Here is a 23,077-nt window from a genome sequence, read left to right on the forward strand (position 1 = left end):
CCAGGTCACGCTCAGCAGGTCGGTCAGCAGCAACCCTTCCGGCGGCACCTCGGCCGTCAGCGCTTCCACGGCGTTCATCGGGAGCAAGGTTTTGCCGTCCGGTTCGGCCTGGCGGATTTTCGGCGGGGCGAGTTCCAGGGCGGTGCCGACGAGGAACGTCAACGGATTCGAATAACTGGTATTCCCCGTCTCCTTGCGCAGGATGCGATAGCTGGCCGTTACCTTTTGCCCGCGATTGGGCTCGATGTGGGTGGCGACGAACGTGGCATTGAGGGTGAAGTTCACATCCTTGTCGGCGGTCAGGGCATTGAGGGTGATCGAGTCTTCGGTTCGGCCGCTGACTTCGCCCATCCAGGTGTAGGTCACGATATCCCCGCTTTTGCTCGGGTTTTCCGTGGGTCTGGGGGCGGTCAATCGGCTGGCGCCGTTGGGCAGGTCGCCAGGCTCCAGGGCGCCATCGGTTTCACCGAGGACGATGGGCTTGACCAGTTCGAGTTGCGGCTCGCCGACCTTCAGTTTGGCGGCGTGCTCTGAGCCACGACGGACGACAGTGTCGTCTTCATCAGTGAGCAGGTTGTACGACAGGTCCAGCGTTCCACCCTCGAGCGTCTTGAGGTGTTTGCCGTCGACGGTGATGAAAAAGCCTTCCGGGTCGGCGGCTTCATCTTTGTCCGGAGAGAACCACTCCAGCTCCGGATCATAGGTACTGCCATTGGGTCGGGTGCCGAACCATTTGAGCTCGATCGCCGTCCCGACCACGATCAGTGGATTAAACGGAATCCGGATGCGGGTGCTGGGCAGGTCGGGGTCGAGGCTGCCCTGTTGTTCATCTTCGGCAATCGGCGCGACCAGGCGGGTGGCCTCGCCCACGACCTGGACAAACCGCCCTTTGGAACGCAGAGGGGCGGGGATGCCGGCCCGTCGCACTTCATAAGAGAAAATGACCTGGGTCTTCACCAGCTTGCGGACATCTTCGCTAGACAGTTCAGGCTCGTAAGTGTGAGGCAGGTTGTCGACTTTTTGTTCGGGCGCTGTGATTTCGACCGGGTCACCGTCCAGGGTGGTGCCGCGCATCTTCACGACGATGACATCGTTCAGCTCGAACGACGGCGGGGTGGCCCACACTTGAACCGTGACCGGCTTATCACCCAGGGCATCGAGGTCAAGGACATTGTTCAGCGTCTCCTTGACGATAGGGGCGAGCAGCAGACTGGTGCCGATGGAAACGACGATCCGGGTTTCCTTGCACCAATCCTCCGAGTAGTTGCCGACCTTGTCGCGCACGATGAAGGTCACGGCCAACCCGGCGCTGTCGGTGTCACCGGCCTGCTCAATGGTGTCTTTGGTGATCCGCACCTCGATCGGGTGATTGACCGGGTCGCTGATCTGCTGCGCGGTCAGTGGCGCTGATTGCTGGAACACGCCCCCCCAACTGACGAAGATGACATCACCCTCGGCGGCGTCGGGGTACGGGATGCCGGTGCCGGAGGCGGCGCGAATCACAATGGGCACCCCTTCTTCGGCGATGTCCTTGTCCACGCCGCCTTGGACGATGTCCGGGGGGATGAACATGAACAGGTTGGAGTGGCCGAAATCCGGGTCGGTGTCCTGGCCCCCGGGGATTTCCAGTTTGACGTAGAGCTCGAGGGGCGGGGCGTAGGTTTCGGGTGCCTGGTTGAGCCGGGTGACCCGGTAGGCCAGGGTGTATGAACCCGTCGGCAATCGAGCCGGCGCGACCCACAAGATTGTGCGCTCGCCGATTTCGGCCGGATCGGTAAGGGTGCGTAGGTCGACCGGGTCGTTGTTGAGCAACAACTCGACCTTGTCGCCCAGGCCTTGGGTCGACCACACGGGAATCTGCACTTTCAGCCCCTGTTCCGGAAAGTTGCCCTGGGCCGCGGCACGGTTGATGCCCCATTCGCCGGAAGGCAGTGGCGGTTCGGTGCGCCCGGGAATGTCCGGGGCGAGCAGGGCCAGGGGATTGAGGTTTTTCACGGGTTGAACGAGCATGACAAGGACTCCTGTCGCGAACGGAAGAGGGGCGCGGTGGAGGGATTTAAAGCCTGAAAAGGGAGGCTGCCTACTGTCAGATCTGACAGGTCTGGAGGGGTTTCCGATGAGTGGTAGGGGGTTGTCGCGTCTGTTTTGGGTGACGGGGCTGAGGGCGTTGCAGCTTTCGTTTCAGCGACGCCAGAACAAACGCGCCAGCAGCGCATCGATGCTGAGCTTGCCGGCACCCGACAGCAGCAGGGGCGTGAGGGCCACAAGGTAGATCAGAGGCAGTTTGAAGTTGCCGTAACCCTTGTTGCTGATGGCATAGCCTTGGGCGAGTTCACTCAGGGTGTGCCAGTCGGCGGGCCAATGCACCGCAGCGGTTGCGACGAGGGTCACCACCATCAGGCTTAACGCCGAAAAACGTGTGCCCAGGCCCACCAGCAAGGTCAAGGCGAAGATCAGTTCGGCCCACATCGACAGTTCCCAGTTCAGTGTCGCTGGAAGGTGGTCGAACGGAAACGGGAAGCGCGTCTGGATATCGGTAAACCAGTTCTGGCCGTTGAATTTTTCAAGACCGGACTCGAAGAATTCCCAGGCGAGGAATACCCGCAGCGCCAGGGGGGCAACCCAGTCGCCGGCACGGTCGAGGTTCAGGTGCAGGCCTTTGACGGCCGAAGAAATGGAGGTGCTCATGGACGTTGCTCTCTTTCAGGTCAGGGCGGCGGGGCAACGGCATGCCCCGTGAGTTGAGCGCTTTGATCGGCGTGGCCAATCGACAGGCGTATTTCATCAATGGGGTGTATCTGCGGTGTGTCGCTGTGGCGGGGTTTTGCGTGCGGGGTGTGTCGGGGGTGGGGCTGTATACATTGAGATACGTAAGCGGCCACCGCTGTCCCCCGTAGGAGCGAGCTTGCTCGCGATGGTCGTTAACGAAAACGCGTGCCTGCTGGATAAACGCGGTGTTCCGGAGTCCATCGCGAGCAGGCTCGCTCCCACAGGGGAATTGCTATACATTTTCAGGCCGCCCATTGCATGGTGATACCGCTTCATGTCCCTCGCGCTCGAACGTCTAGTCGCTGGCACGCCGATCCCTTTCGCCGGTAATCGTGTCACTGTCGTCAGCCCCGAACTGGCGCAACGCTTCCAGCCCGGTGACCACCTGCTGGTGGAGCAGGTCAATGGCGAGCTGCTGCTGATCCCCGTGGCGGACCAGCAAGCGGCCAACATCGCGATCGAGCGCGCCCAGGCGGCTTTTACCGCGCTGTCGACAGTGTCCGATCAAGCGATCAGCACGTTTTTCGACCTGTTTGCCCAACGCCTGGAAACCCCGGAATGCTGGGCCTTGATCGAAGCCGCCAACCTGGCCGACATCGAACGGGCCAAGGCACGCGGTCGCTCGACCACCCGCTTGCTGGCCGATGAGCGCATGCGTCGCGACATGATCGCCGGCCTGCGCGCCTGGCGTGATGCAGCGGCCAGCCGTGGCAAGGTGATCAGTTGCGTCGAGCACGATGGCTGGAAAGTCGAGCAAGTGGTCTCGCCCCTGGGCATTGTCGCGTTCGTCTTCGAAGGCCGGCCGAATGTGTTTGCCGACGCGGCCGGTGTATTGCGCACCGGCAACACCGCCGTGCTGCGCATCGGCAGTGATGCGTTGGGCACCGCCCAGGCGATCGTCACCCATGCACTGAATCGCGCACTGAGCGACGCCGGCCTGCCGGTCGGTGCCGTATCGCTGGTGGAAAGTGTCAACCACGCCGCCGGTTGGGCGATGTTCGCTGACCGGCGCCTGTCATTGGCGGTGGCCCGTGGTTCGGGTCGTGCCGTCAGCCAGTTGGGCAGCATTGCCCAGCAGGCCGGCACGGCGGTCAGCCTGCACGGCACCGGTGGCGCGTGGCTGATTGCCAACGCCGATGCCGATGCCTCGCGCTTTGCCGCCGTGGTGCGCAACTCCCTGGACCGCAAGGTCTGCAACACCCTGAACGTCTGCCTGATTCACCGCGACCGCGCCGCTGAACTGGTGCCGCTGTTCCTCGACGCACTCAAGCAGGCCGGCACCGCAAGGGGCCAGGGATGCAAGCTGCACATCGTCGAAGGCAGCGAGTCGCACCTGCCGCAGGACTGGCTGGCTGCAACGGTCCAGGTGTACCGCGCCGAAGGCTATCAGAGCGAGGCACAGGCCGAGCCGTTGCCGGAAGATCAATTGGGCCGTGAGTGGGAGTGGGAAGAAACCCCGGAAGTCAGCCTGAAGATCGTCGACGACCTGGACAGTGCCATTGACTTGTTCAATCGCTACAGCCCGCAATTCACGGTGTCGCTGATCAGTGAAAGTGCCGAGGCCCAGGAGCGTTTCTACAACGCGGTCAACGCGCCTTTTGTCGGCAATGGCATCACTCGTTGGGTCGACGGCCAGTACGCGCTGAACAAGCCGGAACTGGGGCTTTCGAACTGGGAGAGCGGGCGCCTGTTTGCTCGCAGTGCGATTCTCTCCGGTGATGGCGTGTTCACCATTCGCAGCCGCATGACCCAGGTCGATCTGGGTGTCAAACGCTGAGATGGCCCAGCCTGTGACCGTTGCAAGGGCGGTCACTTTTTGAATGGACGACGGTTCTGATCACTACAAAACCCTGCGGGCTTGCTCCCACTGTTGATCTCCGTTCAGGCATAAAAAAGGCCTGCTCCTTATCGGGAGCAGGCCTTGTTTATCAATAAGTCAGTCATGACTCATTTCAATTAGTAGAACCGGTCAATCACCCGAACTTCGTTCTGATTCTGCATCGAGGCCCAGGCCTGTTTCAGGGTTTGCAGAACATTACCGATGAAGTCCTTGTCGGCGGCGGCTTTCTTGCCGACATAGCCCTGGCCGCGACGGTACATCTTCAGTCGGGCCAACAGGTTCTGGTTGTTCTGGTCGAACTCTGCTTCATGGGCGTGCGGCGACAGGCAGTCGATATGAACCTGGCCACACTTGCTGATCCAGAGAATATGGTTGTCGTGGCTGTCTTTCTTTGCAGCGAAGATACGAGCCAGTTCATCGATAGTTGGTTGATTGTTCAAATTCATCATAAAGCCCCTTGACCAATTGGTGATCTTTCAAAGTTGATTCGCTAATACAGGTAGCCCATCGGTTAGTTGATCCCTGGCACCGAAACCAGGACGTCAGCGTTCGACCGCCTTATCGGGCGGGGTCCTGCGTCTGTTGCATGTAGTCGTGTTGAATAACTGCTACGCAATAGCGTCACAACGAAGAGAAGCGGCGAAAACCTTAAGGCCACTGCCGACGTTTTCAGGGTCGGCCACAAGCTTCATGAGGATTGCTCGCCAAGACTTCTCGCCCTTGTACTGGACGTTCAGGCCAGGTCAGCTTCTTCAATCTGCCTTGTGGGCAGCGTGTATCCGGGAAAAACAGCTCGGCGGTCAGACGAGCTTGCTCAAACGTGTTGCCTGTACTCCCGATCGGGGAGACGTCTGCATCATGCAAGGGCAAATCGGAGGCGTCAACGGTTTTGTAGTGAATATTTTCAGTCACTACATATTGTCGGACAAAGCTGTTGGGAATTAGCGCGGGGGGCGAGGTCGTGTCGGTCAGGACGACAAAGGCGGACACTCAAAGCGGTAAAAAGTGCAGGGATGACCGTCAACTACCTGCTGATGCAAGGTGAACCCGCCAACGTTGAGCCCCGGCATTACGGCGGCCCAGAACAGGCGCGCCGGCTGGTTCGCCTTGATGTGGAAAATCTGCCATTGACCGGGGAAGCGGCTCAAGAGGGTGGAAACGACAAATCGCGCGACACCCTGGCCACGGAAGCGTCGGCTGACAAACAGATAGCCGATGTTGTAGTCGGCACCGGGTAGATGGACCTGGTTATCCACGGTCACGAAGCCGGCCAGTTCACTGTCGACCTTGATCAGGAAGGGCCGGGTGGCCGGGTTTCGCCAGTAGTCGGGCATGGGAAGGATGTTGAACAAACCGTATTCGCCCAGTTTCAGCGGCAACCATTCGCTGAAGTCGTAGGTGTAGAACTGCATCAGGTTCTCGATGGTTTCCAGTTCATCGCGTTCGGCGGCGTGCAGTTCTATCGAAGGCATGCGGGTTGGCTCCAGTTACGCCGGGGCAGGGACACCGTTCATTATGGTTGCCCACAGGGTTCGGTGCCGGGTTCAGGTTTTGCTTGCCGGCTTTGCCCTGCGCCTGGTGCCGCTTGCTGGTTTGCGTGGGGTGCTCTTGCGTTTTTTCTTCCAGGGGGCCGCGGCGGAGCCACCGGGCGGTGGGCCGCTGATGGTCAGGCTCAGCCCGGCACAGCGACTGACCTGTTTGCTCATCCACGCCGCCTGTTTGGTGACGAACTCTTCCAGGCTCATTTCCCCGCTTTGCACCATGTCCAGGGCCTGCTCCCAGATCGCCGTGGTGCCCGGATCGGCGATGGCCCGCGGTACGGCGTCGATCAGGCTGAACGCGGCCGGCGTGGCGGCCAGGGCCTTGCCGTTCTTGACCAGATAACCACGGTCGAGCAGGCCCTGGATGATCGACGCGCGAGTCGCTTCGGTGCCGATGCCGGTGGTGTCCTTGAGTTTTTGCTTGAGCAGCGGGTCTTCCACCAGTTTGGCGACATTCTTCATGGCCTTGATCAGGTCGCCTTCCGTGAACGGCTTTGGCGGTTGCGTCCAGAGGTCCTTGAATTGCACGCCGGCCACTGCGCAATCCATGCCTTCGGCCAGGTTGGGCAGTGTCTGCGGCGCCGGGGCTTCGCGCCCCTTGGCCTGCGCCAGTGCTTCGGGCAGGGCGCGTTTCCAGCCAGGCTCGATGATCTGCTTGCCGACAGCCCGCAAGGCCTCGCCGGCGCAGTCGAAGTCGGCCTGGGTGCGGTCGTATTCGTGATTGGGCAGGAACTGCGCCAGATACCGCGCGCGGATCAGGGTGTAGACCGCACGCTGTTTACCCGCCAGCTTGTCGAGATTCTTCGCCGCCGCCGTGGGGATGATGCCGTGGTGCGCGCTGACCTTGGCATCGTTCCAGGCCCGTGAGCGCCGTTGCGGATCAAGGTGATCGTGCAAGGCGTTCAACGCAGAATCGGCCTGGCGCAACGCCGCCAGAATGGCCGGTGCCTCGCTGTGCTGGCTGAGGGGCAAGTAGCCGCAATCACTGCGCGGATAGGTAATGACTTTGTAGGTTTCGTAGAGTGCCTGGGCGATATCGAGGGTTTCCTGGGCGCCGAGGCCGAGCTTCTTCGAGCAGACCTCCTGCAGGGTGCCCAGGTCGAACGGCAGCGGGGCCACTTCGCGCATCCGTTCGGTGCGCAGCTTGATCACCCGCGCACTGGCCGCGCCGCGCATGGCGGCTGCCGCCTGTTGGGCCAGCGCCTGGTTCAGGCAGCGGTCCTGATCGTCGCAAAGCTCCGATGCCGCGCGCCATTGCGCCGTGAACGTGGTCCCGTTGTGCAGCAATTGCACGTCGATGGCCCAATAGGGGACGGGCACAAAGTCGGCGATGCTGCGATCGCGATCCACCACCAGGCGCAAGGTCGGCGTTTGCACCCGGCCGACCGGTAACACGCCTTGATAGCCGGACTGGCGCCCCAACAGGGTGAACAATCGACTCATGTTCATGCCGATCAGCCAGTCGGCCCGGGACCGCCCCAGGGCCGAGTGATAGAGGCTGAAGGTTTCGTTGCCCGGTTTGAGGGCCGCGAGGGCCTTGCGGATGGACGCATCGTCCAGCGCCGACAACCAGAGCCGGCGGATCGGCCCGCGATAGCGGCAATGCTCCACCAGTTCCCGGGCGATCATCTCGCCCTCGCGGTCGGCGTCCGTGGCGATGATCAGTTCGGAGGCTTCACCGAGCAGGCGCTTGACCGCCTTGTACTGGCTGGCGGTGCGCGGCTTGACGGTCATTTTCCACTTTTCGGGAATGATCGGCAGGTCCGCCAGCACCCAGCGCTTGTAGCGCGCGTCGTAGGCATCCGGCGGTGCGGTTTCCAGCAGGTGGCCGATGCACCAGGTCACCGTGACGTCCGTTCCCAGCCAGCAGCCATCGCCCCGGCGCCGGGCGCCGAGGACAGCCGCAATGTCTTTGGCCTGGGAAGGTTTTTCACAGAGGTACAGCCGCATAACCACCATCGTCGATCAATGTGCCAAGGGTGCACAGAATGGCGCTTGATGGACGATGGAGCAATCTTTATCTGTATGGATGTACAGCTTGGTGTGTCACTCCCGTTCGGCTGCGAAGCAGTCGTGAGGGTAAAACTTGGGTTATACCTGATAAATCGAGGTTTCAGGTTTTGGGGCCGCTGCGCAGCCCATCGCGGGCAAGCCACGCTCCCGCATCATCGATTTGCAGGTCCATCACCGTCATGAGGAACGCATTCCATGAAAAGCTCCGGTCCTAGCCCTGTCATCACCATCGCCGAGCAGCCTGGCTGTCTGCTGGTGAGATTTCACGGTATTCAAGTGGCTGCCTCGGCGCGGGCCCTGGTGTTGCTGGAGGCCAATTACCCGCCGGTGTACTACGTGCCGCGCGAGGATATCGACGAGAAGTATTTCGCCCGCACCGACCACACCAGTTATTGCCCGTACAAGGGCGATGCCAGTTATTTCAGTTTGCAGGTGCCAGGGCATGAAGCTGCCAACGCGGTGTGGAGTTACGAGAACCCCAAGGTGTCTGTCGAACAGATTCGTGAGTACGTGGCGTTCTACCCGGATCAGGTGAAGTTCGAGCTGCTCGATGCCGAGGTTTGATTGGGGCTGGTTACCGCGACGAGGGAGGCGCTCCCTCGTCGCGAACAATGACCTCAGTTCTTGTCGAGATCGACGTTGCGCGTCTCACGCAGGCAAATCATCCCCACCACCAGGCTTACCCCGGTGATCACCACCGGGTACCACAGCCCGTAGAAGATGTCCCCGGTGTACACCACCAACGCGAACGACACGGTCGGCAGGAAGCCGCCGAACCAGCCGTTGCCGATGTGGTAGGGCAGGGACATCGAGGTGTAGCGGATGCGGGTCGGGAACAGTTCGACCATCAACGCCGCCAGCGGGCCGTAGCACATCGCGGAGATGATGATCAGGGCAACGATCAGTGCCACGATCATCGGCTTGTTGATCTGCTGCATGTCTGCCTTTTGCGGGTAACCGGCCAGGGTCACGGCACCGCGCAGGGCGGCTTCGTCGAAACCATCGATCTTCACGTCACCGACGCTGACCTGCACGCCGCTGCCGGCCGGGGCCGCTGCGCTCTGGTACGGCAGGCCCTGCTTGACCAGGAAGGTCTTGACCTTGTCGCACGGGCTGTCGAATTTCGCCTTGCCCACCGGGTCGAACTGGAAGGTGCAGGTGGCCGGGTCGGCCATCACGGTGATCGGTGCCTGGCGGCTGGCCTGGTCGATGGCCGGGTTGGCGTAGTGGGCCAGGGTCTTGAAGATCGGGAAGTACAACGCGGTGGCCAGCAGCAGGCCGATCATCAGCACCGGTTTGCGCCCGACCTTGTCCGACAGCCAGCCAAAGAAAATGAAGAAAGGGGCGCCAATGGTCACGCTGACAATCAGCAGGCCGTTGGCCACGGCCGGGTCCATTTTCAGGAACTGGGTGAGGAAGAACAGCACGTAGAATTGCGCGGCGTAGAAGGTCACCGCTTGCCCGGCATTGATGCTGAACAGGGCGATCAACACCACCTTGAGGTTTTCCCATTTGCCGAAGGAATCGCGAATCGGCTGTTTGCACAGCTTGCCTTCTTCTTTCATTTTCACGAAGGCTGGCGACTCGTGCAGGCTCAGGCGAATCCAGGTCGAGATGCCCAGCAGCACGATGGAAAACAGGAACGGAATGCGCCAGCCCCAGACTTCAAACTGGTCGCCGGTGAAGTAGCGGCAACCCAGCACGACCAGCAGCGACAGCAGCAGGCCCAGGGTCGCGGTGGACTGAATCCAGCTGGTGTGGAAGCCACGCTTGCCGATGGGCGCGTGCTCGGCGACGTAGGTTGCGGCGCCGCCGTATTCACCGCCCAGGGCCAGGCCCTGGAGCATGCGCAGCACCACCAGAATGATCGGCGCGGCGATGCCGATGCTGGCGTAGGTCGGCAGCAATCCGACGCAGAACGTCGCCAGGCCCATGAGGACGATGGTGGCGAGGAAGGTGTACTTGCGCCCGATCATGTCCCCCAATCGCCCGAACACCAGCGCGCCGAACGGCCGGACGATGAAGCCGGCGGCGAAGGCCATCAGGGCAAAGATAAACGCCGTGGTGTCGTTGACCCCGGCGAAGAACTGCTTGCTGATCACCGCCGCGAGGGCGCCATAGAGGAAAAAGTCATACCACTCGAAGACCGTCCCGAGGGACGAGGCGAAGATGACTTTCTGGGTTTCCTGGCTGGTGCCCGCGCTGCGCACGGCTTCCAGGGTTTGAACGTTTTCCGACATTCCGGTATCCCTCACAGTGATTGTTTTTGTTGTTCCACTGGTGCTGCGTGTTCCATTTCAGGGGTAATGCTCAGTGTCCGTGAATCTGATGTGATCCTTGTGGGAGCGAGCCTGCTCGCGATGGCGGTGGGTCAAACAACGAAGATGTTGACTGTCATTCCGTCATCGCGAGCAGGCTCGCTCCTACAGGGATTGTGTGTGCAGCGGAGTCGAGGATCATCCGCGCCGCCTTCTCGGCAATCATCAACGTCGGCGAGCAGGTGTTGCCCGAGGTGATGCGCGGCATGATCGAGGCATCGGCAATGCGCAGGCCGTGGATGCCATGGACCTTGAGTTGCGCATCGACCACGGCGTCGGCGTCGTTGCCCATGCGGCAGGTGCCCACCGGATGGAAAATCGTGGTGCCGATCCGCGCGGCGGCTTCGTGCAGTTGCTCCTCGCTTTGCAGGCTGTCGCCGGGCAGGTATTCCACCGGATTGAAGGCGCGCAGGGCCGGAGCGGCCACGATGCGCCGGGTCAGGCGAATGGCGTCGGCGGCGACCCGCAGGTCCTGCGGATGACTCAGGTAATTGGGTTGGATCAGCGGGGCTTCTTGCGGATCGGCGGAGCGAATTTCCACCCGGCCACGGCTTTGCGGACGCAGATCGCAGACCGACGCGGTGAACGCCGGGAAGGCATGCAGTGGTTCGCCAAAGCGCTCCAGCGACAGCGGTTGCACGTGGTATTCGAGGTTGGCTGACGTCTGCTCCGGCCCCGAGCGGGCAAAGGCGCCCAATTGGCTCGGCGCCATGGACAGCGGGCCGCTGCGGTCATACAGGTAGCGCAGGCCCATGCCCATCTTGCCCCACAGGCTGCCGGCAATCTGGTTCAGGGTGCGGGCGTTTTCCAGCTTGTAGATCAGCCGCAGTTGCAGGTGATCCTGCAAGTTACCGCCGACACCGGGCAGCTCATGGGCGACGCCGATGCCCAGCCGCTCAAGCAATGGTCGCGGGCCGATGCCGGAACGTTGCAGGATGCTGGGCGAACCGACCGAGCCGGCACACAGGACAATCTCCTTGCGCGCCTTGAAGGTTTTCGCCTGGCCTTGCCAGCGGGCGCTGATCGCCGAGGCGCGGCCATTGTCCAGCAGCACGCGGTCGACTTCGACACCGGTCAGCACGGTGAGATTGGGACGCTGGCGAATGGGTTTGAGAAAGGCCTTGGACGCGTTCCAGCGGATGCCGGCCTTCTGATTGACCTGGAAGTAACCGCAACCTTCGTTGTCGCCCTGGTTGAAGTCATCGATGCTGGCGATGCCGCTTTGTTCGGCGGCGCTGCGGAAGGCATCGAGAATCGGCCAAGACAGGCGCTGGCGTTCGACTCGCCATTCGCCCGCGGCACCGTGAAATTCGGCGGCACCGGCAAAGTGGTTTTCACTCTGCTTGAACAGCGGCAACACCTCTTGCCAGCTCCAGCCAGGGTTGCCGTCGGCGGCCCAGCGATCGTAGTCACCGGCCTGGCCGCGCATGTAGATCATGCCGTTGATCGAGGAGCAGCCACCCAGCACCTTGCCGCGCGGGTAACTCAGGGCGCGACCTTGCAGGCCCGGTTGCGCTTCGGTCTTGAAGCACCAGTCGGTACGCGGGTTGCCGATGCAGAACAGGTAGCCCACGGGGATGTGAATCCACGCATAGTTGTCGCGGCCTCCGGCCTCGAGCAGCAACACGCGATGTTGCGCATTGGCCGACAATCGATTGGCCAGCAGACACCCGGCCGGCCCGGCCCCGACCACGATGTAATCGTATTCATCCAGAGAAGTCTGCATCCCTGATCTCGTTTTGTTGTTCTTGTTGTCTGTCATCCTAGTTGTTAGCTTTCGTCAAAAGAATGTTAGTTTTTGCGCAGCCGCTGTGCGTTTTTAAACAGCATCCCGAACGGCAAAGAACAAGGACGCTTCATGTTCGACTGGAATGACCTGCGGTTTTTTCTCGAATTGCAGCGCAGCGGGCGTTTGCTTACGGCTGCCCGTCGCTTGAATACCACCCACGCCACCGTGGCGCGGCATATCGAGGCCATCGAAAAAAGCCTCGGTACGGCGTTGTTCGTCCAGCATGCCCAGGGTTACGAGATGACCCCGGCAGGCGAGGCGTTGCTTAAACACGCCGAGGCGATGGAGAACGTGGCACTGCTGGCCCAGGAGGAAATCACCCAGTCCACCGCGCCGCTGGGCAAGATCCGCGTCGGGGTGACGGAAGGGCTGGGGATCATGTTCCTGGCCAGTCGCATGAACGGCTTGTTCGAGCGCTATCCGGGGCTGGAGGTGGAACTGGTGGCGGTGCCGCGCTTTGTCAGCATCCTCAACCGCGAGGCGGAAATCAGCATCCACCTTGAGCGTCCGGCTGCCGACATGTTGGTCACCCGCAAACTCACCGATTATCGCCTGGCGCTCTATGCCAGCCAGGACTACCTCGACCGCTCACCGCCGTTGCGCAGTCGTGAGGACCTGGGGCGTCATGCGTGGATCGGCTATGTCGACGACCTGCTGTTCAGTCAGGAACTGATGTTCCTCAACAGCTTCTGCCGCAATCCGCGGGTGGTGTTTCACAGCACCAGCGTGATTGCCCAGCAACAGGCGGCCCGCTCAGGCCTGGGGATTGCCGTGTTGCCGTGCTACATGGCCAGTGCCGATCCCGGTCTGGTGCCTTTGTTGCCGGACGAAAGCATCCAGCGCAGCTACTGGATCAGCACCCGCCGGGAGCTGCACAAGTCGGTGCGGTTGCGGGTGTTGTGGGATTATGTGGTGCAGATGTGTGAGCGGGAGCAGGGGTTGTTGTTGGGCGGTGCCTGAGCTGGCGCCATCGCGAGCAGGCTCGCTCCTACAGGGGACCGCATTCCAATGTGGGAGCGAGCTTGCTCGCGATGGCGGCGGCACATACAGAATTGATCTTATGGTTTAACCGAGAATCTCGAACGCCGTGCTGGCCAGCCGCTCACCATTGACCATGATATGCACCGCATGGCGCCCCGCATAATGCCGGCGGGTGGTGAGTTCCTTGATCTGCTGACCACGGCTGACGGCTTCGACGGCGTTGCCCGGCAGCGTCAATGCCTTGAGCTTGAACACCTTCGCCGAGGTGCTGCCGTTGGCCTTGACGTAATCGATGGCGTAGTCGATCACCAGGCGCTGGCTGCTTTGGACGGTGGATTTGACGGCAAACGACAGGGTGATTTTTTCTCCGAGGCCAATCACCGGCGGTTCGACTTTCACATCAACGATCTCGACTTCAGGCTTGCCGCCCGCGCCGATGATCGCCAGTGCCCGCTGGTTGCCCTGTTTGATCAGGCTGCGCAGGGCGTGTTTGGCGATCCATGCGGTGTGCCGGTTGTCCAGCGACCAGCTTTCGATCAGGTCCAGCACCCAGTCGGGATGATCCTTGGTGATGTCATTGAGGTGGTTGGCCACGGACTTGCGCACGTACAGGCTGCTGTCGGCCTTGAGGTTGTCGAGGATGTTCGCGGCCAGTGTCGGATCGGCCTGGATGGGTTCCAGGCGGAATGACCAGGGCAGGCGTGGCCGGCACCCTTCGCTGGCCAGGCGCCGAACGTGCTCGTTGTCGTCCAGGGACCAGGCGTGCATCAGCTTGAGTGAGCGCTCGAGGTCACTGCGCAGGAAGTGACGGATTGCGAATTCCGAAGAGCCAAAAGTGGTGAAGTACTTCAGCGCGTCCATCGACTGATCGAACGCATGGGCGCCGTAGCTGGCGACATAGTGCGGCAGGCACATGCTGACGAAGCCGCTGTTCAGGCGCGGGGCAAGGGCGCGCAGCACCTGCAGCGACGCTTCAAAGTCCAGCGGCAACACCGCATGCAGGCACTCGCTGACCCGGGCCATGCGTTGCATGACGCTGAGGTCTGCCAGGCCGGATTGGGCCAGCTTCAGGAAGCGCCTGGCCTCGAATGACGGATAGACCGCGGTCATTTCGCTCGCGATGTGCTGGAGGCGCTCGGGGTTGAAGATTTCCTTCAGCGCCGGAGATTGTTGGTCAGTCATGGTGGCTCCCTGGCAATTGTTGTTGATCCATCACACCGCGTTATCGTTCATCGCGAGCAGGCTCGCTCCTACAGAAGAGCGTATAAGCGACAAAGATCCAGTGTAGGAGCGAGCCTGCTCGCGATGAGGCGCTCAAATTCACCTCAATTCTTGCCCGCTTGCTCCTGCAGTTGATCCGACTCGAACAACCGGCCCAGTTCGACCCGCGCTTCCTGCGCCGTCTGCATCACTTTCACCGCGTCGTCGTACACCGCATGCTGGGCTTCAAGCACCTCTTCGTCGTGCTGCTTGAAACGCTTGATCCGCGCATCCGCCTGGGCCTGGGTCAATCCCAGACCGATCAGGGTTTGGCGGCTCATTTCCAGGCTCGAATGGAAGGTTTCGCGCACGGCGTGAGCGCCGACGTCCATTAGTCGGTGCACATGCTGACGGTTACGGGCACGGGCGATGATTTTCATGTGCGGGTAGAGCTTGCGCACAAGTTCCGCGGTCTTGATGTTGGTGTCCGGGTCGTCGGTGGCGATCACGAAATACTCGGCTTCCCCGACCTTGGCCGCGTTGAGGATTTCCGGGCGCATCGGGTCGCCATAGAACACCGGCACGCCACCAAAACTGCGGGACAGTTCGATGGTTTCCACCGAAGTGTCGAGGGCCACGAACTTGATGTTCTGTGCGCGCAGAATCCGCGCAATGATCTGGCCCATGCGACCCATGCCGGCGATCACCACCCGTGGCGCATCGGTGTCGATTTCGCGGAACTTCTCCGGCACTTCCACCGGTTGCACTTTCGGGCTGACCAACCGCGCGCAAACCAGCAGCAACAGCGGCGTCACGGCCATGGACAGGGTGATGGTCAGCACCAGCAAGTCATACAGTTCGGTGGCGAACAGCCCGTGGTCGCGCCCGATCTTGAACACCACAAAGGCAAATTCACCACCGGCCGCCAACACGATGCCCAGGCGGATCGCACTGACTTTTTTCAAGCCCCCGGCCAGGCGACCGACCAGAAACAGCAGCGGCAGTTTGATCGCGATCAGCAGCAGGGTCAGGCCCAGCACCGCCACCGGCATGCTCAGCAACAGGCTCAGGTTCGCACCCATGCCGACGCTGATGAAAAACAGCCCGAGCAACAGGCCCTTGAACGGCTCGATCTGGGCTTCCAGTTCATGGCGATACTCGGAGTCCGCCAGCAAAAGGCCGGCGAGGAAGGCGCCCAGGGCCATGGAAATGCCGACCAGCTCCATCAGCCATGCCGTACCGATCACCACCAGCAACGCCGTGGCGGTGGAGACTTCTGGCAACGCGGTCTTGGTCACCACGCGAAACACCGGCCGCAGCAGATAACGCCCGCCGATCACCACCACGGCGATGCTGGCCAGCACTTGCAGGCCGTGGTTCAGGTTTTCGCTGGCGGTGGTGCTGTGGTCGCCACCGGCCAGCAACGGCACCATGGCGATCAAGGGGATCGCGGCGATGTCCTGAAACAACAGGATCGCGAACGCCAGCCGCCCGTGGGGGCTGGTCAGTTCCTTGCGTTCAGCCAGGCTTTGCAGGCCGAACGCCGTGGACGACAGCGCCAGGCCCAGGCCCAGGACGATCGCGGTGTTCAACGGTTGGCCAAACAGCCACAGCGCGACCACGCCAATCACCGTGCCAGTGAACAACACTTGCGCCAGACCCACGCCGAACACTGATTTGCGCATCACCCACAGGCGTCGCGGCGACAGCTCCAGGCCGATGATGAACAGCAGCAACACCACGCCGAGTTCGGAAATGTTCGCGACGCTTTGCGGATTGTCGATCAGGCCCAGCACCGACGGGCCGATGATCACTCCGGCAAACAGATAGCCCAGAACCGCCCCCAGTTGCAGGCGCTTGGCCAAGGGAACGATGAGCACGGCCGCCATCAGAAACACGACAGCGGCTTGTAGCAGGTTGCCTTCATGGGGCATGGGTGAAACTCCAGAACTCGACACAGCGGGGGCGTCAAGGATAAAGGCTGGGCTCGCCGAAGATCTACCGTGGGTTGTCAGTTAGATCTTTACAGTCGGGCCGCGGCCTTCGCGAGCAGGCTCGCTCCCACAATGTTTCCTGGTCGTACGCAAATTCTGTGTACGGCACAAATCACTGTGGGAGCGAGCCTGCTCGCGATAGGCTCCCGTCGACGAAGCGCTATTCGCTATGCGCCCGCACCACGCTCTCGGTGCCCAGCCGATACTGATTGTTCCCGCTGCGCTTGGCCTCATACATCGCCAGGTCGGCAATGTGCAGCAAGCGGTCGATGCTCGGCGCATGATCGGGGAACACGGCGACGCCGAGGCTGGTGCCGATATGGCGCTGGTCGTTGCCGATGGTCACGGGCGGGGAGAGTTCGACGAAGATTTTCTGGCAAATGGTGCGCGCTTCGTCTTGCAGGCTTTTGCCCTGGGGCAGGCCCTGGAGGATGACCACGAATTCGTCGCCACCGATCCGGGCGACGGTGTCGGTGCCACGCAGAATGCGCTTGAGCCGGGTGGCGGTCGTGACCAGCACGCGGTCGCCGGCCGCATGACCATAGCGGTCGTTGATGGCCTTGAATCCATTGAGATCGACAAACACCAGCGCCACCCGCGTGGCACCGGTGCGCGCCAGCTCCAGGGCTTCGGACAGGCGCTCTTCGAGCACCAGACGATTGGGCAGGCCGGTCAACGGGTCGTAATGGGCCAGGTGCTTGAGGTAGTTGGCCGAGGCCTTTTCTTCTGTGATGTCGCGAACCACGCCCATCATCTTGATCGTATCGTCGTGGTCATTCTTGACCACGTTGCCGGTTTCCCGCAGCCAGCGGATCGTTCCGTCGGGCCAGACCACACGGTATTCCTCGTCATGGTTTTCGCCGGTTTCCAGGCAACGCAGTTCGCCGGCCCGTACCCTGAGGCGGTCGTCCGGATGCACGCAGGAGCAGAACAGGGCGTAAGAGGGCGTCACTTCGCCGATCTTGAAGCCGAACATGCCGAAAATCGCATCCGACCAATACAACCGGTCGGTGTCGACATCCCAGTCCCAGGTGCCGATGCGGGCAAAGTACTGGCTGCGTTTGAAGCGCTCTGCGTCACTATCCTGGTGGATGTTCCGGCTTTCGGCCAGGCTGTTGATGATCGCGCGATACTCCGCCAGTCGCTTTTGCAACGAGCGCCCGCGCCAGACCAGCGCGACGATCAGGCTGAGCGTCGTTGAACCTAGGATGAGACTGGTCCAGAGCAGGATCATTCGGGGATGGCCATCAGGGCGGTGAACCGTACGGGTAATTGTTGATTATTTTAGTTCAGTAAACAGCTTTAAACGCTGCGCGCAGAGGCGGCAATGGTTGCCAATCGAGGGTAAATCTGGGAAAACGGCGCCCATCCGGCCCTTGAGGGCGAGAGAGCATACGAGTGAATTCAATGAATGACGAGCTTCAGGTAATCGATCTTCAGGTGGGTGACGGAAAAGCCGCCGTAAAAGGCGCGCTCATCACCACCCAGTACCGTGGCTGGCTGGAGGACGGCACCGAATTCGATTCCTCCTACAGCCGTGGCAAGCCCTTCCAGTGCGTGATCGGCACCGGGCGGGTCATCAAGGGCTGGGACCTGGGCATCATGGGCATGCAGGTCGGCGGCAAGCGCAAGTTGCTGGTGCCGGCGCACCTGGCCTATGGCGAACGCACCATGGGCAAGATCACGCCGAATTCGGACCTGATTTTCGAGATCGAGTTGCTGGAAGTGCTGACGCGGGATGATTGACCGCGGGCAGGGGGGATCTACAGCAACTCCCCCGTATCCCAAAGATGTACCAGTTCTCCCGGTGCCTGGTCCTCCGGCACTTTAAGCACCATCCGGTCTTCCCGCTCGCCTAGCCGATAGTTCACCTCTATCTGGTAAAAGCGCTGGTCGCCACGCCCGGGCACCGAACTGTCCAGGGTCAGGCAACCCTCCAGTACCGAGCAGATGCGGGTGCGCTGGCTGATGTCGCATTGCGCAAATTCAATCTCCCGAGGGCGGCTCAAGGCGTGAATCGCCGCGAAACCACCCTGGCGGGAGAGGCGAACCCGGGTGTCGTCGCCCAATGCAGGCAGGGTTTTCATAGGGTCTCCGTGATTTCGATGCCCGTTTGAGCCCACCCCTGGCGCACGGCCTCGACTTCTCGCGCACCGAAGCGTTGGCCGGCATGGTGGACGGTCAGTCGGGCGAAGGCATCGAAGCTGGCGTCCGGATCCAGGCGTTTGTCGCACAGGGCGTCGTACCAGATTACTCCGGCTTTCTTCCAGGCGAACCCGCCAAGTGCTCTGGCCACCAGATAAAACGCGCGATTGGGGATGCCGGAATTGATGTGCACACCGCCATTGTCCTCCTGGGTGATGACGAATTCACGCATGTGATCCGGTTGCGGATCCTTGCCCAACAGCGGGTCGTCGTAGGCCGTGCCCGGATGGGACATCGAGCGCAGGCCTCTGCCGTTGATCCTTGCGCTCAACAAGTCAGCGCCGATCAACCAGTCCGCCTGCTCGGCGGTGTGGCCGAGGACGAATTGCTTGGTGAGGATACCGAACACATCCGACAGCGACTCGTTCAAGGCTCCTGACTGGTTGGCGTAAATCAACCCGGCCGCGCTTTCGGTCACGCCATGGGCCAGTTCATGGGCGACTACATCCAGCGAGCGGGTAAAACGCTGGAAAATTTCCCCGTCACCGTCGCCGAAGACCATTTGCGCACCATTCCAAAAGGCGTTTTCGTATCCCTGGCCATAATGCACGCTGCCGACCAAGGCAAATCCGTTGTTATCGATCGAGTCACGGCCGAACACCTTCCAGAAGAAATCATAGCTGGCACCCAGTGCGTCGTAAGCTTCATCGACGGCCGCATCGCCTGTGGCCGGCTGACCTTCCAGGCGCACCGGCATACCTGGCAGCAGCATTTTGTTCTGGGCGTCGTGCACGCTGCGCTGGGCTACGCCCGGCTTGCCGCGCGGCGGCAGAATCGCCCGCTCCGGCGGCTGCGAAGGTGGCCCGGGATTGGGCAGCAGGCTTTGCACATGATGCAGGGTGATCATCGCCGCCGTGCGCTGCGGCTCTGAGCCGTGGGCGATGATGCGATTGAGAATGTAGGGCGGGATAAAACTGCGCAGTGCTCGTGAGTCGGTCATCAGTGCATCCCTGGCGTGATAGCGGGCGATACTGATGTGATCCGGGCACCGCGCGTTCGGTTCCGTGCCGCGTACTGGCGAGTGTGATGTGCAGGGCAATCGGCAACGATTATCAGGCTGCCGGCAGATCCTTGAAGAGGGGCACCCTCCCGTTCAGTGACGGGCGGTACTGCCAATCCAGGTCCAGCTCAGGGTTCACCGCCAGTATCTGCCTGACTGAGGCGATGGCGATGCTCAGAGCCAGCGCCTGCCCCGGACAGTGATGACGCCCCGCCCCGAACGTGAAGCTGCGGCGCTGCGCGCGGTCGAGGCATAAGTTGTCGGCTCGGTCATTGAGCTGTGGATCTCGATTGGCCGAGGCCAGCAGCACCAGAATCACATCGCCAGGATTGAGGCTCACACCCTCTATTTCGCAAGGCGTTGCGACGAAGCGCCGGGTGTTTTGTACCGAGGGATCGAAGCGTTGGACTTCGGCGATCAGGTCACCGATATGCATCGCATCGTGCCGCAACGACGGGTTTTGCATCAGGGCCAGAACGGCATTGCCGATCAATCCGGCCGTGGCGTCGTATGTCTGGGACAGCAGACCGATCAGGTTGGCGATCAGCACTTCGGATGGCGCGGATGTCGAGGCAAAGCGCTGGCGGATGCCGGCGAGCAGGGGGCTTTGATCGGCCTGTTCATCCAGCAACTCGACAAAGTAGCCGCTCAGTTGCTCGGCGGCAGCGTCGGCGACGACCAGTTGTGCCGGGGTGCTGAGCGGTGACAGGCAGGCGACGAAATCCGCGGTCAGCTCGGCGATGATGCGGCCCTGTGCCGGTGAAAAACCCAGCAGCGTTGCAACTACACAGACCGGGCCGCGGAACATGGCGGCCTGTATCCCGTCCGCGCCCGGCGTGATCAGGCGCGCTGCAACCAATGTCTCGACTGCCTGCGCATCGATCAATTGCAGCTCCGGCTGGATTGCCGAACGGGGGCAATGCTGGCGTTCGCCTTCATTCATCCGCATCAATTGGCCAAACACCTTGCCGGCCATGCCGTCGGCAATGGCCTTGGGCACGGGTTCGGAGGCCGGACGAACGTGGCAGTCAGGATGCGCCAGCACAGCCGCCACAGCGTGGGCACTGCTGGCGACCCACAGGTTCAGGCTCTGGTGAAAAACCAGCCCACCCTCGGCGCGCCATTGCGCATAGCAAGGATAAGGATCGGTGTGAGTCGCAGCGGTGATCGGGTCCATGGTCGCAGCCTTTTGTTGTCGGGAAGTGTTGCTACTATCTCCAGTCCGAACAGGCGATGATTCGTCCGGGAGCGAAATATGAACGTAGAACGACATGACATCGGTGTTTCTCAAGTGGCGGCGGCCATCGCTGAGCCGGCGCGGACGAAAATCCTCTGTTCGCTGATGGACGGCCACGCCCGCACCAGCACCGAACTGGCGGCGGTGGCCGAAGTCAGTGCATCGACCGCCAGCGCCCACCTGGCCAGACTCAAGGAGCTGGCGCTGGTGCGGTTGCACGTTCAGGGCCGTCATCGCTATTACAGCCTGGCGGACAAGCGTGTGGCCCGGGCGTTGGAGGCATTGATGGTGATTGGCCAAAACGCTGCGCCGGCCTTTAACTCGCGCACCCCGGACCGCCTGCAGTTTGCCCGCACCTGCTACGACCACATGGCCGGCACCCTGGCCGTGCTGCTGCATGACCGGATGCTTGAAGCGGGCTGGCTTGAGGAAACCGACGAACAGGCCTATCGCTTGAGCGACAGCGGTACGGCAATGTTTCAAAGGCTCGGGATCGAGGTACAGGACTTGAGCACCTTGCGCCGCCGCTTTGCCTGCCCGTGCCTGGACTGGAGCATGCGTCGGCCACATCTGGGCGGGTCGCTGGGCGCGGCAGTGTTGCAAACGGCGCTCAAGCGCAAGTGGGTGACCCAGGATCTGGACAGTCGGGCGTTGGCGTTGACGGCGTTGGGGCGCAAGGAGTTTGGAAGGCGGTTTGGAATCGGGTTGCCGTTGGTGGTTGAGGGTAATGTCAAAGTTTCGAAAACTGCAGCAGAATCGGTGGAGTTCGGGAATATTCGCTGACTGACGATACGTGTATTCCAGTTGTCTTTGTGTTGAATGAAATGCCGTCATCGCGAGCAGGCTCGCTCCCACAGGGGGCGGGGTGGGTTTGTCAGTACAATGCAAACAAAAAAGCCCCCCATCGGTCACCCGATGGGGGGCTTTTGTGCGTGTGGCGTCAGGTCAAACCTTGACGATCCAGCCCGCTGGCGCTTCGATGTCGCCGGTTTGCACGCCGGTCAGCTCTTTGTAGAGCTTCTGGGTGACCGGGCCGACTTCGGTTTCGCTGTGGAACACGTGCAGGTGGTCGTTGTAGTCGATGCCGCCGATTGGCGTGATCACCGCCGCGGTACCGCAAGCACCGGCTTCCTTGAAGTCGGAGAGCTTGTCGATGAACACATCGCCTTCAACCACTTCCAGGCCCAGACGGGTCTTGGCCAGCTCGATCAGCGACAGACGGGTGATGCCCGGCAGTACCGACGGCGAGTTCGGGGTCACGAACTTGTTGTCGTGGGTGATCCCGAAGAAGTTGGCCGAACCGACTTCCTCGATCTTGGTGTGGGTCATCGGATCCAGGTAGATGGCGTCGGCGAAGTGGGCTTTCTTGGCCTTGGAACCCGGCATCAGGCTGGCGGCGTAGTTGCCACCGACCTTGGCGGCACCGGTGCCTTGTGGCGCGGCGCGGTCGTAGCTGGAGATCTGGAAGTTGTGCGGGGTCAGGCCGCCCTTGAAGTAGGCGCCGACCGGGATGCAGAAGATCGAGAAGATGAACTCGGGGGCGGTACGCACGCCGATGTTGTCACCCACGCCGATCACGAACGGGCGCAGGTACAGCGCGCCGCCGGTGCCGTACGGCGGGATGAAACGCTCGTTGGCGCGGACCACGGCCTTGCAGGCTTCGATGAACTGCTCGGTGTCGACTGTCGGCATCAGCAGGCGGGCGCAGCTGCGCTGCATGCGCAGAGCGTTCTGGTCCGGGCGGAACAGGTTGATCGAGCCGTCCTTGCAACGATAGGCCTTCATGCCTTCGAAGCACTGCTGGCCATAGTGAAGGGCGGTGGAGCCTTCGCTGATGTGCAGCACGTTATCTTCGGTCAGGGTGCCTTTGTCCCACTCGCCATTGCGGAAATACGACAGATAGCGCTTGTCGGTCTTGATGTAGTCAAAACCCAGCTTGTCCCAATTTATGCTTTCGTTACCCATGACACCCTCTATCACTGAACAACCGTCGAAACGGTTCAAGGCTTCTGACGTTTTTTGGATGGGGACAACAATACTTCATTCCGGGCCTGTTTCGCAGCCCGGACTATCGGATGGCAGGCAGATAATTCGCGCTGGCCTCAAGAAATCGCTAGCAGGCTAGCTCCCACAGGGGAACGCATTCCAACTGTGGGAGCCAGCCTGCTGGCGATGGGGCCATCCCTGCCA

At 61.5% G+C, this 23,077-nt stretch carries 18 protein-coding genes and 1 pseudogene; 5 read left to right on the forward strand and 14 right to left on the reverse strand.

Going from position 1 to position 23,077, the window contains the following annotated elements; genetic code table 11:
• Both BSF44_RS14630 and BSF44_RS14635 read right to left on the reverse strand, forming a co-directional pair.
• Positions 1-2,010, reverse strand: a pseudogene (locus BSF44_RS14630) (hypothetical protein); the annotation flags it as partial.
• 171 nt (positions 2,011-2,181) lie between these two features.
• A complete protein-coding gene (locus BSF44_RS14635) occupies positions 2,182-2,688 on the reverse strand; it encodes a DoxX family protein (RefSeq protein WP_095944092.1) in 507 nt (168 codons plus the stop codon).
• Between the two features lie 355 nt (positions 2,689-3,043).
• Between BSF44_RS14635 and BSF44_RS14645 the strand changes: the two genes are divergently transcribed.
• Positions 3,044-4,546 (forward strand): aldehyde dehydrogenase family protein, encoded by a 1,503-nt coding sequence (locus tag BSF44_RS14645; protein ID WP_095944094.1) that lies wholly within the window; start codon positions 3,044-3,046, stop codon positions 4,544-4,546.
• A gap of 179 nt (positions 4,547-4,725) precedes the next feature.
• On the opposite strand, the gene BSF44_RS14650 is transcribed toward BSF44_RS14645, so the two are convergent.
• From BSF44_RS14650 to BSF44_RS14660, 3 genes are all read right to left on the reverse strand, one after another.
• Positions 4,726-5,055: a hypothetical protein gene (locus tag BSF44_RS14650; RefSeq protein ID WP_032829393.1), complete on the reverse strand. Its 330-nt coding sequence runs from the start codon at positions 5,053-5,055 to the stop codon at positions 4,726-4,728.
• Between the two features lie 522 nt (positions 5,056-5,577).
• Positions 5,578-6,081: a GNAT family N-acetyltransferase gene (locus BSF44_RS14655; protein ID WP_095944095.1), complete on the reverse strand. Its 504-nt coding sequence runs from the start codon at positions 6,079-6,081 to the stop codon at positions 5,578-5,580.
• A gap of 72 nt (positions 6,082-6,153) precedes the next feature.
• Positions 6,154-8,100: a DNA topoisomerase III gene (locus BSF44_RS14660; protein WP_256589079.1), complete on the reverse strand. Its 1,947-nt coding sequence runs from the start codon at positions 8,098-8,100 to the stop codon at positions 6,154-6,156.
• Between the two features lie 258 nt (positions 8,101-8,358).
• On the opposite strand from BSF44_RS14660, the gene BSF44_RS14665 reads away from it, so the two are divergent.
• Positions 8,359-8,727, forward strand: a complete 369-nt coding sequence (locus BSF44_RS14665; protein WP_095944097.1) for a DUF427 domain-containing protein — start codon at positions 8,359-8,361, stop codon at positions 8,725-8,727.
• A gap of 53 nt (positions 8,728-8,780) precedes the next feature.
• Here BSF44_RS14665 and BSF44_RS14670 read toward each other — a convergent pair whose 3' ends face one another.
• Together BSF44_RS14670 and BSF44_RS14675 are read right to left on the reverse strand one after the other, a co-directional pair.
• The gene (locus tag BSF44_RS14670) at positions 8,781-10,403 is read right to left on the reverse strand and encodes an MFS transporter (protein ID WP_095944098.1); all 1,623 of its coding nucleotides are present in this window, start codon (positions 10,401-10,403) and stop codon (positions 8,781-8,783) included.
• 154 nt (positions 10,404-10,557) lie between these two features.
• On the reverse strand, positions 10,558-12,207 hold the full coding sequence (locus BSF44_RS14675) for a GMC family oxidoreductase (protein ID WP_095944099.1): 1,650 nt from the start codon (positions 12,205-12,207) through the stop codon (positions 10,558-10,560).
• 132 nt (positions 12,208-12,339) lie between these two features.
• Here BSF44_RS14675 and BSF44_RS14680 point away from each other — a divergent pair, with 132 nt between their 5' ends.
• The gene (locus BSF44_RS14680) at positions 12,340-13,230 is read left to right on the forward strand and encodes a LysR family transcriptional regulator (protein WP_095944100.1); all 891 of its coding nucleotides are present in this window, start codon (positions 12,340-12,342) and stop codon (positions 13,228-13,230) included.
• 105 nt (positions 13,231-13,335) lie between these two features.
• Here BSF44_RS14680 and BSF44_RS14685 read toward each other — a convergent pair whose 3' ends face one another.
• The 3 genes from BSF44_RS14685 to BSF44_RS14695 form a co-directional block, all read right to left on the reverse strand.
• On the reverse strand, positions 13,336-14,433 hold the full coding sequence (locus tag BSF44_RS14685; RefSeq protein ID WP_095944101.1) for a DNA alkylation repair protein: 1,098 nt from the start codon (positions 14,431-14,433) through the stop codon (positions 13,336-13,338).
• A 143-nt stretch (positions 14,434-14,576) separates the two neighbouring features.
• Positions 14,577-16,385, reverse strand: a complete 1,809-nt coding sequence (locus tag BSF44_RS14690) for a monovalent cation:proton antiporter-2 (CPA2) family protein (protein ID WP_095944102.1) — start codon at positions 16,383-16,385, stop codon at positions 14,577-14,579.
• 220 nt (positions 16,386-16,605) lie between these two features.
• Entirely contained in the window at positions 16,606-17,679 is a 1,074-nt protein-coding gene (locus BSF44_RS14695; RefSeq protein ID WP_095944103.1) for a sensor domain-containing diguanylate cyclase, read from the reverse strand.
• A gap of 173 nt (positions 17,680-17,852) precedes the next feature.
• Here BSF44_RS14695 and BSF44_RS14700 point away from each other — a divergent pair, with 173 nt between their 5' ends.
• Positions 17,853-18,191: an FKBP-type peptidyl-prolyl cis-trans isomerase gene (locus BSF44_RS14700; RefSeq protein ID WP_095944104.1), complete on the forward strand. Its 339-nt coding sequence runs from the start codon at positions 17,853-17,855 to the stop codon at positions 18,189-18,191.
• Between the two features lie 17 nt (positions 18,192-18,208).
• Here BSF44_RS14700 and BSF44_RS14705 read toward each other — a convergent pair whose 3' ends face one another.
• From BSF44_RS14705 to BSF44_RS14715, 3 genes are all read right to left on the reverse strand, one after another.
• Positions 18,209-18,532: a protealysin inhibitor emfourin gene (locus BSF44_RS14705; RefSeq protein WP_095944105.1), complete on the reverse strand. Its 324-nt coding sequence runs from the start codon at positions 18,530-18,532 to the stop codon at positions 18,209-18,211.
• Complete coding sequence (locus BSF44_RS14710; protein ID WP_095944106.1) at positions 18,529-19,590, reverse strand: M4 family metallopeptidase; 1,062 nt, start codon at positions 19,588-19,590, stop codon at positions 18,529-18,531. Before BSF44_RS14710 ends, BSF44_RS14705 begins: the two co-directional genes overlap by 4 nt.
• Positions 19,591-19,702: 112 nt before the next feature.
• Positions 19,703-20,827 carry a cytochrome P450 gene (locus BSF44_RS14715; protein WP_095944107.1) on the reverse strand — a complete coding sequence of 375 codons (1,125 nt, stop codon included), beginning with the start codon at positions 20,825-20,827 and terminating at the stop codon, positions 19,703-19,705.
• A gap of 78 nt (positions 20,828-20,905) precedes the next feature.
• Here BSF44_RS14715 and BSF44_RS14720 point away from each other — a divergent pair, with 78 nt between their 5' ends.
• Entirely contained in the window at positions 20,906-21,670 is a 765-nt protein-coding gene (locus BSF44_RS14720) for a helix-turn-helix transcriptional regulator (RefSeq protein ID WP_095944108.1), read from the forward strand.
• A 162-nt stretch (positions 21,671-21,832) separates the two neighbouring features.
• Here the strand turns inward: BSF44_RS14720 and BSF44_RS14725 are convergent, their stop codons facing one another.
• Complete coding sequence (locus BSF44_RS14725) at positions 21,833-22,852, reverse strand: branched-chain amino acid aminotransferase (RefSeq protein WP_095944109.1); 1,020 nt, start codon at positions 22,850-22,852, stop codon at positions 21,833-21,835.
• Positions 22,853-23,077: the final 225 nt, after the last annotated feature.

The organism is Pseudomonas sp. ACN8, assembly GCF_002303925.1.
Lineage (GTDB): Bacteria > Pseudomonadota > Gammaproteobacteria > Pseudomonadales > Pseudomonadaceae > Aquipseudomonas.

Excerpts from the sequence above, each read along its gene's own strand:
- BSF44_RS14635 (WP_095944092.1), bottom strand. The coding sequence starts at position 2,688 with ATGAGCACCTCCATTTCTTCGGCCGTCAAAGGCCTGCACCTGAACCTC.
- BSF44_RS14645 (WP_095944094.1), top strand. The coding sequence starts at position 3,044 with ATGTCCCTCGCGCTCGAACGTCTAGTCGCTGGCACGCCGATCCCTTTC.
- BSF44_RS14650 (WP_032829393.1), bottom strand. The coding sequence starts at position 5,055 with ATGAATTTGAACAATCAACCAACTATCGATGAACTGGCTCGTATCTTC.
- BSF44_RS14655 (WP_095944095.1), bottom strand. The coding sequence starts at position 6,081 with ATGCCTTCGATAGAACTGCACGCCGCCGAACGCGATGAACTGGAAACC.
- BSF44_RS14660 (WP_256589079.1), bottom strand. The coding sequence starts at position 8,100 with ATGCGGCTGTACCTCTGTGAAAAACCTTCCCAGGCCAAAGACATTGCG.
- BSF44_RS14665 (WP_095944097.1), top strand. The coding sequence starts at position 8,359 with ATGAAAAGCTCCGGTCCTAGCCCTGTCATCACCATCGCCGAGCAGCCT.
- BSF44_RS14670 (WP_095944098.1), bottom strand. The coding sequence starts at position 10,403 with ATGTCGGAAAACGTTCAAACCCTGGAAGCCGTGCGCAGCGCGGGCACC.
- BSF44_RS14675 (WP_095944099.1), bottom strand. The coding sequence starts at position 12,207 with ATGCAGACTTCTCTGGATGAATACGATTACATCGTGGTCGGGGCCGGG.
- BSF44_RS14680 (WP_095944100.1), top strand. The coding sequence starts at position 12,340 with ATGTTCGACTGGAATGACCTGCGGTTTTTTCTCGAATTGCAGCGCAGC.
- BSF44_RS14685 (WP_095944101.1), bottom strand. The coding sequence starts at position 14,433 with ATGACTGACCAACAATCTCCGGCGCTGAAGGAAATCTTCAACCCCGAG.
- BSF44_RS14690 (WP_095944102.1), bottom strand. The coding sequence starts at position 16,385 with ATGCCCCATGAAGGCAACCTGCTACAAGCCGCTGTCGTGTTTCTGATG.
- BSF44_RS14695 (WP_095944103.1), bottom strand. The coding sequence starts at position 17,679 with ATGATCCTGCTCTGGACCAGTCTCATCCTAGGTTCAACGACGCTCAGC.
- BSF44_RS14700 (WP_095944104.1), top strand. The coding sequence starts at position 17,853 with ATGAATGACGAGCTTCAGGTAATCGATCTTCAGGTGGGTGACGGAAAA.
- BSF44_RS14705 (WP_095944105.1), bottom strand. The coding sequence starts at position 18,532 with ATGAAAACCCTGCCTGCATTGGGCGACGACACCCGGGTTCGCCTCTCC.
- BSF44_RS14710 (WP_095944106.1), bottom strand. The coding sequence starts at position 19,590 with ATGACCGACTCACGAGCACTGCGCAGTTTTATCCCGCCCTACATTCTC.
- BSF44_RS14715 (WP_095944107.1), bottom strand. The coding sequence starts at position 20,827 with ATGGACCCGATCACCGCTGCGACTCACACCGATCCTTATCCTTGCTAT.
- BSF44_RS14720 (WP_095944108.1), top strand. The coding sequence starts at position 20,906 with ATGAACGTAGAACGACATGACATCGGTGTTTCTCAAGTGGCGGCGGCC.
- BSF44_RS14725 (WP_095944109.1), bottom strand. The coding sequence starts at position 22,852 with ATGGGTAACGAAAGCATAAATTGGGACAAGCTGGGTTTTGACTACATC.